Annotated in this window: 14 protein-coding genes and 1 tRNA gene; 6 read left to right on the plus strand and 9 right to left on the minus strand. The window is 65.0% G+C overall.

The genetic code is table 11. The features are described 5' to 3' along the window. Window positions 1–13 precede the first annotated feature (13 nt). Window positions 14–97, plus strand: a tRNA-Tyr gene (locus EET13_RS04220). A 14-nt stretch (window positions 98–111) separates the two neighbouring features. Here EET13_RS04220 and EET13_RS04225 read toward each other — a convergent pair. Together EET13_RS04225 and EET13_RS30180 are read right to left on the minus strand one after the other, a co-directional pair. Then, window positions 112–588 (minus strand): DUF6790 family protein, encoded by a 477-nt coding sequence (locus tag EET13_RS04225; RefSeq protein WP_122441125.1) that lies wholly within the window; start codon window positions 586–588, stop codon window positions 112–114. A 12-nt stretch (window positions 589–600) separates the two neighbouring features. Continuing rightward, entirely contained in the window at window positions 601–1,086 is a 486-nt protein-coding gene (locus EET13_RS30180) for a YybH family protein (protein WP_168990670.1), read from the minus strand. Between the two features lie 132 nt (window positions 1,087–1,218). Between EET13_RS30180 and EET13_RS04235 the strand changes: the two genes are divergently transcribed. Beyond that, window positions 1,219–1,818: a TetR/AcrR family transcriptional regulator gene (locus EET13_RS04235; protein WP_122441126.1), complete on the plus strand. Its 600-nt coding sequence runs from the start codon at window positions 1,219–1,221 to the stop codon at window positions 1,816–1,818. A gap of 20 nt (window positions 1,819–1,838) precedes the next feature. Here the strand turns inward: EET13_RS04235 and EET13_RS04240 are convergent, their stop codons facing one another. The 6 genes from EET13_RS04240 to EET13_RS04270 form a co-directional block, all read right to left on the minus strand. Next, window positions 1,839–2,561, minus strand: a complete 723-nt coding sequence (locus tag EET13_RS04240; protein ID WP_122441127.1) for a 2-thiouracil desulfurase family protein — start codon at window positions 2,559–2,561, stop codon at window positions 1,839–1,841. Window positions 2,562–2,564: 3 nt separating this feature from the next. Beyond that, window positions 2,565–2,849, minus strand: a complete 285-nt coding sequence (locus tag EET13_RS04245; protein WP_244603755.1) for a hypothetical protein — start codon at window positions 2,847–2,849, stop codon at window positions 2,565–2,567. Window positions 2,850–3,210: 361 nt separating this feature from the next. Beyond that, on the minus strand, window positions 3,211–4,014 hold the full coding sequence (locus tag EET13_RS04250) for a mycofactocin-coupled SDR family oxidoreductase (protein WP_122441129.1): 804 nt from the start codon (window positions 4,012–4,014) through the stop codon (window positions 3,211–3,213). A gap of 457 nt (window positions 4,015–4,471) precedes the next feature. Further along, on the minus strand, window positions 4,472–5,692 hold the full coding sequence (locus tag EET13_RS04260) for a cation:proton antiporter (RefSeq protein ID WP_122441131.1): 1,221 nt from the start codon (window positions 5,690–5,692) through the stop codon (window positions 4,472–4,474). A 34-nt stretch (window positions 5,693–5,726) separates the two neighbouring features. Continuing rightward, entirely contained in the window at window positions 5,727–6,422 is a 696-nt protein-coding gene (locus EET13_RS04265; RefSeq protein ID WP_122441132.1) for a DUF4396 domain-containing protein, read from the minus strand. A 368-nt stretch (window positions 6,423–6,790) separates the two neighbouring features. Next, window positions 6,791–7,798 (minus strand): SDR family oxidoreductase, encoded by a 1,008-nt coding sequence (locus tag EET13_RS04270; RefSeq protein WP_244603756.1) that lies wholly within the window; start codon window positions 7,796–7,798, stop codon window positions 6,791–6,793. Between the two features lie 377 nt (window positions 7,799–8,175). Between EET13_RS04270 and EET13_RS04275 the strand changes: the two genes are divergently transcribed. From EET13_RS04275 to EET13_RS04290, 4 genes are all read left to right on the plus strand, one after another. Next, window positions 8,176–8,580: a DUF2784 domain-containing protein gene (locus tag EET13_RS04275; protein WP_122441134.1), complete on the plus strand. Its 405-nt coding sequence runs from the start codon at window positions 8,176–8,178 to the stop codon at window positions 8,578–8,580. A 311-nt stretch (window positions 8,581–8,891) separates the two neighbouring features. Continuing rightward, the gene (locus tag EET13_RS04280; RefSeq protein ID WP_122441135.1) at window positions 8,892–9,830 is read left to right on the plus strand and encodes a metal-dependent hydrolase; all 939 of its coding nucleotides are present in this window, start codon (window positions 8,892–8,894) and stop codon (window positions 9,828–9,830) included. 78 nt (window positions 9,831–9,908) lie between these two features. Beyond that, a complete protein-coding gene (locus EET13_RS04285; protein ID WP_244603757.1) occupies window positions 9,909–10,133 on the plus strand; it encodes a hypothetical protein in 225 nt (74 codons plus the stop codon). Between the two features lie 31 nt (window positions 10,134–10,164). Then, window positions 10,165–11,571, plus strand: a complete 1,407-nt coding sequence (locus EET13_RS04290; protein WP_122441136.1) for a cytochrome P450 — start codon at window positions 10,165–10,167, stop codon at window positions 11,569–11,571. Window positions 11,572–11,781: 210 nt separating this feature from the next. On the opposite strand, the gene EET13_RS04295 is transcribed toward EET13_RS04290, so the two are convergent. Further along, window positions 11,782–12,948: an FAD-binding domain gene (locus tag EET13_RS04295; protein WP_122441137.1), complete on the minus strand. Its 1,167-nt coding sequence runs from the start codon at window positions 12,946–12,948 to the stop codon at window positions 11,782–11,784. Between the last annotated feature and the right edge of the window lie 55 nt (window positions 12,949–13,003).

A 13,003-nucleotide genomic window follows, 5' to 3' on the forward strand; every position in this document is an offset into this window, starting at 1 on the left:
TAACCTGCTAGGCGGCAGGTTGCCCGAGCGGCCAATGGGAGCGGACTGTAAATCCGTCGCGAAAGCTTCACAGGTTCGAATCCTGTACCTGCCACCATTTACTTCAGCAGGTCAAAAGGTGTTTGAGCGCGACGACACGATGATGGCGACGGCGCCCACCGTCACCATGACGAAGACCAAGAGGTCGGTCCAGGTCGCAACGGTCTCGTCGGCGTTCTTTCGCCGCTTGGCGACGTGGCGCAGGCCCGCAAAGCCGAGGTACACCGCGCCCGTTACGGCGCCGAGAATTCCCCAGCCCCCGGTGAACGGACTCACGAGGCCGACGAGACCCATGCTGAGGTTGGCATAGCCGAGTTCGTGCACCACTTGCTCGGCGCCGGCGTCCTCGATTCCGAGAATTCCCCGTGCGGTGCGCCCCGGGTTGGCGAGTTGACTGACGCCTGCCACGAGTAGCCGGGCGCCGACCCCCCAGAACGCCCACCACAGGCCAAAAACGACGGCGGGGTTGCCGCCGGTCACCGCAAGCTGGATGCCGCCACTGATCAGTGGCAGCACCAGTGTCTGCAGGAGCACTACCGCGATGTACATAGCTCGGTTCCTTCAGGAGTGGTTGACGTAGCTGTGGTCTTGGCGGACGTCCATGAACATCTCCGAGACGATGCGCCAGGAGTTGTCGGCCTGCCGTGAGACCACCCGAATGGAGTGGTTGTCCCGCAGGGCGATGGCCCCCCCTGCGACGAGTCCCTGGCCTTCGATCTGCAGGTGCGCGTGGATCAGTGCATGGTCTCGGCCCAGCCGGCGCACCGTGCACCCGGGGCCGGCGACGATGCGTCCGTCGTTGAAGTTCTTGTCGGCGAACAGGCCCCGCAGGTAAGCCGTGATGTGCGCACAGCCCCGTCGCACCGTGCCGAAGGCGTTGATCCAATCCGCGTCGTCGGTATAGACGTCGGCCAACAGGGCGGCATCGCGGTGGGAGAACCCGGCGAAGAGCCGGGTCAGTGTCCGGGTGATGGCAGCGCGATCGGCCTCGTCGAACGGTTCGAGTCCGACGATCTCGGGCGGGGTCGAGCTGGTGTGGGGGTTCACGCGGCGGGCCTCTCGCAATATCGAATCGTCTAACAGACGTAAACTAACAGGCGTTAGCATAACGTCCGTTAGCTTACGACCGTTAGACTTTCGGCGCAACTGCCCTGACGAAGATGGAAAGCGGGTCAAGGTATGAGCGAGGTGCCGCGTGGCCGGAACCGGCGCGGGGAGGGCGAGAAGCTGCGCGACAGCATCGTCGTCGCCGCGAGCGCATTGGTCGATGCCGCTGAGGATCCCGCATCGGTGACCCTGCGTGGCATAGCCCGCCAAGCCGGAATCAGCGCCCCGTCGATCTACCCGCATTTCCGCGATCTCGGGCACATTCTCGACGCCGTCCTGGAGCGCAGCTTCGCCGACCTCGACGCGACGGTGGCCAAGACCATGTCGAAGGAACAAACACCGCACGCGCGGCTCGTGTCCGGATGCCTGGCGTACGTCCGGTACGGGTGGGCATATCGGTCGCGCTACCGATTCATGACCGCGGCCAACGGCTTTGCCCCGCAAGCCATCAGCATCTTCGTTCGCATCGAAGACGCCTTGCGGGACTGCGTCGCGGCCGGTTTGTCGACCAGCGCGGATCCGCACGAGGATACCTTCCTGCTCTGGGTGGGCATGCACGGCATGGCCACGCTCGAGAAGCCCAGCCGCGCCCGTCTTCGGCAATTGGGAACCCTGGACCGTCCGGCGCTCACCGAAAAACTGGTCAAGCGGATCGCCGGCCTGGCGCAGTGAGCCTTCCGGGGCGGGTTGACCTAATGACCCTTAGCTGCGGCCGCTGCCGCAGTACCCAGTGTTCTCGGCGCCGGCGTGGCGAGCACCGCTTGGCGTTGGCCGCGTAGTTCGGCGGCGAGGTCGTGTTCGAACGCGGGCAGGGTCAGTCGGCGGCGGGTCAGCTCGCGGTCGAGCGCATTGATGAACAAGCCCGGCCCGCAGCGCCGGCAGCCCAGAACGGCCTGCTCGTTCATGACGTCTCGGGTGAGAGCGGCCGCCGGGCAGGCGGCCACCACCTCCAGGGAAGCACGCATATCAAGGGTGGTACTCACTCCGCAGGAAGGTGAGGCGCCGATTCCGACGATGCCGGCGACCGTGATCCCGGCCCGGTGGTAATCGGCCACTTGACGCACGACCCGCCGGGCCAGCTGCCGGTAGACGACCTTGGTCCACACGATGAATGCGCTCAGCAACGCGCCGCGCACTGCATACAGCGGTCCGCCCTTGGAGTGGTAGAGCCGCAGGGTGTGGCGTTTGAGCACGCCGCCCCACGCCAGCTGTTCGGGGCAGGGCAGCTGGTGGATACCGACGCGTGCGGTGATCAATTCGTCGACCACCTCGGTCACCGCCCCGGGGCGGGTAGCACCGCCGGCGTAGCGGGTGTTCTCGTTCAAAAGGCAGTGCGATACCAGGACGACGCGTCGGCTGCGTTCGTCTGCTAGCTGGTTGAGCAGCAGCCGGGCTGATTCACCGGACTTCGCCATGGGTCAATATGTCACGAGCTGCGAACGGTCGATGTTGGTCATTGGCGATTCATATTGCGGCAGTTGAGGTTTAGCAATCCAGCCGGCATGCCCGAGTGCCAGGCTGACCGCAGCGTAGACACCGGCCTCAGCCCACATATGTCCGATGCCCAACGTTCTGCCCAGGAAGACCGGCTCGTCGACGATCCCGCGAGAGGTCGCCACCGCATACGCGGCGTGGACGTAGGCGAGCGCAGCGAACGACCCGGAGAAAAACTTGCACGCCTCGCGATTCATGTCATCTTTCACTACCTCTCGGTGACGGACGCAGGCCAAGTCGCCGCTGCACGGACATTTCAATTCAGTCTTGGCCCACCCGGTGCCGGTCGCTAGGGACCGAAGTCCTCAGCGGGCAGGATGCAGGTCATCACCGCGCGCCATGGGGCGCAGCGCACTGGCGTCACCAGGTGCGGCAGCGTTACGGCCCGTGTCGCCGAGCGCGATCCACGCAGCCCCTGTCCCAAGGACTTTCGGCACTATCCCGGTAGGCCCGGTGGGACTTGACTCGCGGCAACACCGGTATGACGAAGACGGGTCATGGCGGCTGCCGCGCCCAACGTGGCTAGGTCAGACCCGAACGGGTTGCCTACCGGCCGCTGACAACGCCACGTCAGTGGATGCGGGCGCTGCCGCCGAGGCCGATCTCCAAGACGCTGCCGGTGATAACCCCGGGGTCGGTGACCAGGTAGACCACTCCACGACTGACATCCTCGGGCTGTAGCCACGGCAGCGGTATCGGGTTGGCCCTCATCATGCGGCGCACCAAATCGTCGGGAACGCCGTCACTTCCGGTCGGTTGCACCATCGGTGTCTGGGTGGTGGTCGGACAGACGACGTTGATGGTGATGCCTTCTTTGGCGACCTCCAGCGCCACCGACTTGGCCAGTCCGATGACACCCCATTTGGTGGCGTTGTATGCGGCGAGTTCGGGGATGCCCATTCGCCCGCCCATCGAGGATGTCACCACGATCCGGCCGTAGCGCTGGCGCCGCATCACCGGAATGGCCGCCCGCAGAGTATGAAACGTACCGGTCAAATTGGTGTCCACCAGCTGCTGCCACACCTGATCGCTGACTTCATCCAACGGCCCGGTGCTGACGACGCCGGCATTGGCCACCGCGATGTCCAGGCTGCCCAGGTCGTCGAGCGTCTGCTGCACCGCGGCGCTGACTTGGCCGGGGTCGCGAACATCGAGGGTGATCGGCAGGCACCGCCGGCCCAGCTCTTCGACTCGCTTGGCCGTATCGTGCAGCTCCTCCTCGGTGCCAAGCGGATAGCTCAGGTTCGTCATCGGCGCGGGCACATCGCCGATGACGATGTCCGCGCCTTCGGCCGCCAGGGCCAAGGCGTGTGCACGTCCCTGCCCTCGAGCCCCACCGGTGATGAAGGCCACGCGTCCATCCAAGGCACCCATAGCCGGCTAGGTTAGCAGCCATGCCCTGCTGTTGACACACCAGCAGCGTGGACACGAAAACAATTGCAGGGAAGGGCAATTCGAGCTAACGGCAATTCGCTGGGTTATGGGCGAACGCGGCGGGGAACGCAGGCACCCCTGACGCACCCCATGACACCGCGAGGTGGCTTGGTTGCCCGGCGCTGCCGCTGGCAGCCACCGTCGGGGCAGGGCCGATCGTCTTCGCCATCGCTGACGTACTGCGTCTGGCCTGGCGTCGGCGGATCGGCCTGTGCCATCGGCTCGCTCGCCACCACCACCCCGGCGGCGAACGCGCCTGCCAGCAGCATCTTGAGAGCGACCACGGCAATCGCCTCCTCAAGGCAGGTCATCAGTTAGATTAATAATCTTAACTCTTTACCTGGGGTTGTTTTGGGGGCGGTGCCAGTCGTCGTAGATGAGGCGCCAACTTGCCGTTTCAGCCTGCAGTCGCCCCCGCCTCTTGAGCCGGAGCCTGGTCGCGGCAGCCCGGCAACTCGTCAGGCGGTTCGACACGCAACATCTTCGCTATCGGCACGTCGGTGGACGAGTGCAGCACGATCGACAGGGCAATGGTGACTGCGACGACGTCGAAAACGAGCTCTCTGTCTGCTATTCCCACCTGTAGCGCCAGCAGCACGTAGACGACGGAGGCGAAGCCTTTCGGCCCGAACCACGCCGCGGTCAGTCGCTCTTGTCCGGTGAGGCGGGTTCGCACAAGTGACAGCAACATCGCGGCTGGCCGGATTGCGGCGATAACGACCACCGCGAAAACCCAAGCGCGCCAACTTAATCCCGAGAGACGCTGAGGGGTGAGCAACGCGCCGAAGACGATCAACGCGGCAAACTTGGTGACTTCCGACAGCAGATCACCGAAGCGTTGAAACTCCTCAGCTGCGACGTGGTCCATTGTGGCCAGCGTCGACCCGGCGGCGAAGGCCGCCAGGTAGGGGTTGGCATGTGTGAGGTGACAGCCGGCGTACACCACCACGCCGATCGCAAGGGGACCCAGAGGCTGCAGATGGGGCTCGGCGGTCAGTATCTTCGTGCGCCAAGCCCACGCCGCACCGGCCGCCACCCCGACGCCGAGTGCCAGCCCGAGCACGAGTTCTACGCCGACCTTCGACAGTTCGGATGCGGAACCGCGGGCGGTGGCCAGAAAGATCATCACGAAGGGCAGGGCCAGGCCGTCGTTCAAGCCGGACTCCACATTGAGCAGTCGGCGCAACCGTTGCGGGATATCAGAGCGCCCGACGATGGCCGCCGCGAAGACGGGATCGGTGGGGGACAGGATGGCCCCGACCAAGAATGCGGTGGGCCAGTTCAGGCCCGCAAGAAAATGCGCCGGGATTGCGATCCCGATCATCGTCAATGGCATGGCCACACCCAGTGCGCGTCCAGACAGCGACCAATTTTCGCGTAGCTCTTGCAGATTGGCCCGCTGGCCGTCGGTGAACAACACGGTGAACAGCGCGACGTCGGCAAGCGTGGCGACGAGCGGATCATTCGGGCCGATGTTGTCCCACGCGAAGATCCCCGGCCCGAGTAGGGCGCCGGCGACGAGGAACATCAGCGCGCTCGACAGCACCGTGCGGGCCGCGACGCCCGACAGTGACACACTGATGAGGAGTACCAGGCCGAACGCCAGGACGAGGCTCACTCAAACTCCATTCGGTGATCGAAATGCGCGGGCGTTACATAGCTTCCTTGATTCCGCGCCGAATCAACCAGACGTTGGCCGGCCATGCCGTCGCGAACCCGATGATCATGCCTATCTGCATCAGAAACCAGTACGCGGCGGTGTCGGGATGCAACGGCGAAGCCGGAAACAACACGAACGCCATCACGGCCATCCAGCCGAACAGGCCCACCTCGAATGCGGTCAGCGACAAGACGTCAGCCTTGGCCGCAGCCACCATGCCTTCGCGGAACCCCAGTCCGCGCATTGGAGCAATCGCGTAGTACTGGAACAAGATTCCCAACGCCAGCGCGGCCACATAGTCGCCGATATACTCCGGCAACAGGGCACGCCCCAGCAACTCCACATCCAGAGCGAACACCAAGAATTCGGCAATGATGTCGCCGAGCGTGCATCCCGCACCGCAGTGGCTGACCCCGATGGCGGTGGTGGCCCACTTCGGTTTATCGGGCGGCCGCTCAAGCTCGTGTCGACCAAGCCACCGTTGGCTGTTCGGTCGCCCGTGCCGCCAATACATCCACACTGCCGCCGGTCCGAAGTACAGCGCGGTAGTCGGCCAGACGGCTTCCATGATGCCCATGCGCTGCCGATACCCGCGGACGTAGACGTCGATGAAAATGATGGCCGCCGAGACGAATCCCGACACCAAGGCGACCCATGCGATCGCCGTCAACCAGGTTGGCGGCACCATGATCGGATTTGGATGGGCATCGTGGCTGGGCAAATACGGTCGGCAATTGCCGGCACTCTTGCCGGATGATGCCAAGCCGGCGATGTCTGTGCATTGAGCCCGCGGTATCCGACGTTCTCGAGTTCGGCGCGGTGCGGCCGAGATGACGCCCGAGATGACGCCCGGTTCCAGACAAGCGGATACCGGCCGACAGGTGCGAGGGGGCCGGTCAAAAAGCACGTCCTGGTCGACAGCATCGGCGATGGTTCGCTCTCCCGGTTGCCGGGTGTCTGGCGGGTGATCGTCCAACGTTTACCCAGGGCAGCCGATCCAAAACCGCTGTATTGCCGATCGGCTCGGCGCCGGTCGTGGCGCAGCCTGGTCAGCAATCAGTGACCAGCGGCCACGCCGGCGATACCGGCCAGTACCGCACCGGCAGCTACCGCCAACGGCTTGGCGTTCTCGCGCAGCCACCACTGAGCGCTGACCGCGTGCGAGCGGTCGTCGAATTCCCCATGTGCGCCGTAATCTTTGCCGTCCCCGTCGTCTGCGGGCTGCCACAGGTTGGCGGCTTGAGTGTTGGGTCGGTCGGTTTGCTGTGACGAGTAGCCGTTGCGGGCCAGATAGCGGTCGAGTAGGGCCGGAAAAAGTCGCTGGCCCAACAGCGTGGCGGTGGTACTGGCGCCCACCCAGTATTCCTTGTGCTTGGGATGGTTAGCCGCATAGTAGACCGCGCGCGCGGCGACCTCCGGTTGGTAAATCGGTGGTACCGGTTGCGGCTGTCGCGGCAGCCGGGACAACACCCAGGAGAACTGCGGAGTGTTCAGTGCCGGCATCTGGACGACGGTTACGTGGACGTTGCTGTTGTCATGCAGCAACTCGGTGCGCAGTGACTCGGTGAAGCCGTTGATCGCGTGTTTGGCCCCGCAGTAGACCGACTGCAGCGGTATCGAACGGTGGCTCAGGGCGGACCCGACCTGAACGATCGTGCCGTGATCGCGGGGCCGCATCCGGCGCAATGCCGCCATGGTGCCCCAGACGAAACCCAGGTAGGTCACGTCCGTCGCGCGTCGGTATTCGTCGGGAGTGATCTCGTAGAACGGGGCGAACACCGAAGTGAACGCCACGTTGACCCAGACGTCGATCGCTCCGAATCGGTCCTCCACCCGTTCGGCCGCGGCCTCGACTTCGTCGTAGCTGGCGACATCGGTCGGTATGGCCAGCGCCTGCCCGCCGGCTTGCTCCACCTCTGCGGCGGCCGCGTCCAGCCCGGCTTGACCGCGGGCCAGCAGTGCTACCCGGGCGCCATGCTTACCGAATTCTCGGGCGGCGGCACGCCCGACGCCGGCGCTGGCTCCGGTGATGACCACCGTCGACGGGGACTTTGAGAGTGTCACGAACTGCTCCTTTACTACTGCTGGTACTACTGCTGGTACTACTGCTGGGCCAGCTGTGCGGCCGGATCCGGAAGCCGGCCGGACACCGTGGACATGAATGTGTGGACAACCGCCAGCGGCATATGGGCTCGCGGCCGGACCGGCCGGATTGCTCATCGAGACGCTGGGCGCTTCTCGTCACGCCAACCGGTTACCCCGTTGGCCAGTTGTTGAGTCAGGGAAATCGCTGACTGCCCGGCGCCGGGCGAGCCGCGACGCCGTACCGCAAGCCGGGCAACCCCGGTGAAATCGGCGGGCATGCGATCTACCGTGGTAAGCGGCCCTCGGATGCGCGACGGAAGGGTGCACGTGTTGACCGCAGACCGCAAGGTTCGCTGGTGTACAGCGCCGTAGTCGTCGCGGCCATTGCCGTCCACTTTGCCTACCTGGCCTATCTGGTGGCCGGCGGGTTCGTCGCGTTGCGATGGCCGCGGACGATTGCCTGTCACGCGTTGGCGGTGGGGTGGTCGATGGTGAGCTTGGCCGTACACCTCAACTGTCCGCTGACAGCCCTTGAGCGATGGGGCAGAGCGCATGCCGGGATGGCGCCGCTGTCGCCGGACGGTTTCATCGCGCACTACCTCACAGGGGTCCTGTATCCGCCCGGGTGGTCTGGTCTGGTCGCAAGAGCCGTCTTCACGCTCGTCGCCGTCTCATGGCTCCTGATGTTCGGGTGGCGGGTGCGTCGCCGAACGGCCCATGCGAAGAGAAGCGAACCCGGTCTGCTGCAGAGCACCGGCTGACCGACCCGACGATTGGACAGAAACAACCCGCGCGCATCGATCGCACGCGCGTGGCGGACCACGAACTGGGCGCTGCCGTGTCATCGTAATAGATTGTGCGTCAAGCTGATTCATTATCTGGCGAAATTGGCACAGCCACCTCGTCAGAGACATCGGGAAGGGAAAGTTTCACCTTCGGTTTCCGCGGGTATATCCGGATGCGGTCACCAGGGCCGCCCGCTCTGCCGTGACGGCAGCGACGTTCGAGCCCGGCGGGCAGCCGCTCCGGTGCTGGCACGCGACGTGCCTCGGCTAGGCGGGAGGAGTAGCTGATGACTGCTGTCGAGGAGACGCGGCACGACGGATATCCGGCGTACCGACGCAAGGTTCGTTTCGACTGGTCGGATACCCCATTGCATTGGGTTCCCGGCGATCCGTTCAGCACGCACATGCTCAACGAGCTGCACTTGTTGCTTCCGGCGGGCGAACGATGGTTCATCCGGGTCGTCGACGAGGCGGCGCCCATGGTCGACGATCCCGAGCTCAAAGCCGCGATCAAACCGTTCATCCAGCAGGAGTCCTGGCACGCCTGGGCGCACCAGGTCGTCCTCGACCACCTCGCCGAACAAGGCATTGACACCAAGCCCTACACCCAGCGGCTGGAAAAATGGCTGGCCAAACTGGGAAACCAGCGCACCAACTGGCCCAAGCCACTACAACGGTGGTGGCTTTACCGCCGGCTGGCCGACGTGGCGGCGCTGGAACACTTCACGGCGGTGCTCGGTCAGTGGGTGATCCAAAATCGAGGTCTGGACTACGCCGGAACGGATCCGGTCATGCTGGACCTGTTGCGCTGGCACGGAGCCGAGGAGATCGAGCACCGAGCGTTGGTGTATGACGTCTACCAGAATATCTGCGGAAACTACCTGATCAGAGCGGTCTCGATGTTGATGACCGCCCCGCTGTTCGTGTCGTGGTGGATTGCCGGAGCCCGTTACCTGATGGCCAACGACCCCACCACCGACGCGACGTGGCGCTGGCGGGACTGGTTGCGGGCCGCCCGCCAGTACAAGGTGCCGGGGCCGTGGCGGATTCTGGTGACGGTGCCGATCCGCTACCTGCGGCCCAGCCATCACCCGAGCACCGAGGCGTCGACGCAGATGGCGATGGACTACCTCGAGCATTCGCCGGCTGCGACCGCCGCCCGGCAGAAAGATGCTCGGGCACAGGAAGACTCGGAGGACGACCGGTCACCCGGGCAATCGCGGTAAGGTAAGCCGACCTCGCCACCCAGCAGGATGGGAGTTTGCAGAGTGGCAACCTTTCGGCGCTACGTCGTCATTCAGCTAATGATGTTCGTGTTCGGCATTGTCGGGCCGATTTTCCTGGTCATGTTTTTCGTGTCGCAGCCGGATCCCATGATGAAGTGGGCGTACTGGATGGGGCTGTTCATCACCTACGCCGACGTAATGATCGCGCTGGCGCTCACCGCCGGGGGTGAGGACATGCAAGGCAAGCCCCTGAGCGGCAGGCGCGACAGGCCAAGCCGCACAACCACCCGCCAAAGGCGTTGACCCCAGGCCCCGTTGCGCCGACGATCGGATTATGTCGATAGGCAAGACGGCGCCCCCGATCCTGCCGCGCGGACCCCGGCTGCCCCGCTGGGTACAGGCGCTGATGATGCTGACTCGCGGATCGCATTTTGTGGCCGCGTGTCACCGCCGTTACGGCGCCGCCTTCACCTTGCGGGTCGCCGGTGTGGGGACGATCGTCTACTTGGCTGCCCCGGCCGATATCAAGACGGTGTTCAGTGGTGACCCGAGCGTCTTTCATGCCGGCGAGGCGAATTCGATTTTGCGGGGGCTGCTCGGCGACAGCTCCCTGTTGGTGATCGACGACGACCTGCACCGGGATCGTCGCCGCATGATGCTGCCGCCATTTCATCGCGACGCCGTTGCGCAGCAGGCCGAGCTGATGGCCGAGATCGTCGCGGCGAACATTGCCACCTGGCCGGTGGGACGCGACTTCGCGGTGGCGCCCAAGATGTCCGAGATCACCCTGGAGGTGATCCTGCGAACAGTCGTCGGTGCCAGCGACCCGGCCCGGCTGGCTGCGCTGCGCGATGTCATGCCCCGGCTGCTTCGTGTGGGGCCGTGGGACTCGCTGGCATTGGTCAAGCCGGAGTTGCTGCGCCACCGTGGTTGGCGCAGGCTCCGCCGGCGCATCGCAGAAGCCGACCAACTGCTCTACGCCGAAATCGACGATCGACGTGTCGATCCCGACCTGACGACGCGCACGGACGCCCTGGCCATGCTGGTGCGCGCCGCAGGCCACGACACCGCTTCGCTGACCGACGCCGAGCTTCGTGACCAGTTGATGACGTTGCTGGTGGCCGGGCACGACACCACGGCGACCGCGTTGTCCTGGGCGCTCGAGCGGCTGACCCGCCATCCCGCCGTGCTGGCCAACGCAGTGCGGGCAGCCCACGCCAGCGCGGCGGGTGATCCGGGCGGCGACGAGTATCTGGATGCGCTGGCAAAGGAGACGCTGCGGATCCGCTCCGTGGTGTTCGATGTGGGCCGGGTCCTGACCAAGCCGGTGGACTTGGCCGGTTATCGACTGCCCGCGCGAACCATGGTTGCTCCGGGGATCGGTCTGGTGCACGCCAGCGCCACGTCGTATCCCGAACCCGACCGGTTCGATCCCGATCGTATGCTCGGCGCGACTTTGGGTCCGGCCACGTGGTTCCCTTTCGGCGGCGGCAACCGGCGTTGCCTCGGCGCTACCTTCGCCATGGTCGAGCTGCGCGTGGTCCTGCGGGAGATCTTGCGACGGGTCGAGTTGACAACCACCACTGAGCCCAGCGAACGGCAGAAGCTCAAGCACGTCATTGTGGTGCCGCATCGAGGCGCGCATATCCGCGTCCGGGCGATCAACGAGGTATCGCCCGGACCGGGCGCAGCGGCCCTGCCGGCGACTCACGGCGCCAGCGGCGTGAGCAATGCGAGCTAAATCCACTTGGGTAGCGTTGCTTTGCAACGTAGTTCACCGCTGACCTGCTATGCGTGGGAAGGCGTGCGGGTTACCGGGATCGCGTGTGCTCAGCCACCGGAAGGCGTCGGCGCACCTTTTCACAGCGCTGCACCAACGCCAACCACTCTGCAGTGTCGAACGGCTACTGCCCCAATCACTTAACGGTCAGCGACAACCCTAGCAGCGCCACTAGATACCGTAGTCAGGCAATTCGAAGTCGTCGCGCACGCTGCCGGCCAACAGCGTGCCGAGCGGTCGGAAGTTCACCGCGCGCATCGCCACGTTGCGAAACCATAGGCCGAATCTGGTTCGCGTAACGAAGAACCCGATGAGTCTGGCTGCGCCGGCTTGCTTCCCCGTGACGAACGGGCGCAGCCGCTGCTCGTAGACGTTGAAGGCGCGCTGGTGGTCGCCCCCAGCCCGCGCGAGTTCTCCGGCCAGTACATAGGCCTCGGTGATAGCCAGGCCGGTGCCCTCGCCGCCGAGCAGCGAGATGCACCCGGCCGCATCGCCGATCAGCAAAACCCGGTCGCGCGACCAGCTTTCCATTCGGATCTGACTCACGACATCGAAGTAGAGGTCGTCGACCTCGTCGAGCGTGGCCAGGATCTGCGGGCATTCCCAGCCGCACTCGCTGAACTCGTTGCGCAACTGATCTTTTGGCGTCTCATCAACGCGATCGCGGGCAGCCCGGAAGATGAACACGAACATGGTGCGGTCGCCGCGCAACGCGAAGCGACCTACCTGTCGCCCGGGGGTGTTGTAGGTAACGTAGCTGAGTTCGTCGCGGGGCCGGTAGCCGTCCACGACCCACGCCGCAACCTTGCAGCCGAGGTAATGCTCGTAGGATTGCTCAGGGCCGAAGACCAGCCGACGCACGTTGGAGTGCAGTCCGTCAGCGCCGATGACCAGGTCGAAATCCCTTGCGGCACTGGATTGGAAGGTCAGGCGGACGCCGTCGTCATGCTGATCGACCGTGGTGATGCTGTCGCCGAAGATCGTTTCGACCTTGCTCTCGACGGTGGCATACATAGCGGCTGCCAGGTCGCCCCGAGGCAGGCTGATGAGATCCGCGCCGAACATCCGTCGAAAAACGGCGACGTTCACGTCGGCTTTGATCTCTGCGCCGGGGCCGACCGAGCGTAGGCACTCAACCTGGTATCCGGCGGCACGGACCGCCTCTTCGATGCCCATCCGCTTGGCCACCTGATAGCCGACACCCCAAAAGTCGATCAGGTAGCCGCCGGTCCGGAATCGTGGCGCCTGCTCGATCACCGTGGGAGTGTGGCCGATGCGGTGCAGCCAGTGCGCGAGGGCGACTCCCGCGATGCCGGCGCCGTTGATCGCTATCCGCATGCATCGATTCTGCCGCGCAGCGCGACGCGGACCACAGGCGCCCGTCGCCACCAGC

It is taken from the genome of Mycobacterium attenuatum (assembly GCF_900566085.1).
Classification (GTDB): domain Bacteria; phylum Actinomycetota; class Actinomycetes; order Mycobacteriales; family Mycobacteriaceae; genus Mycobacterium; species Mycobacterium attenuatum.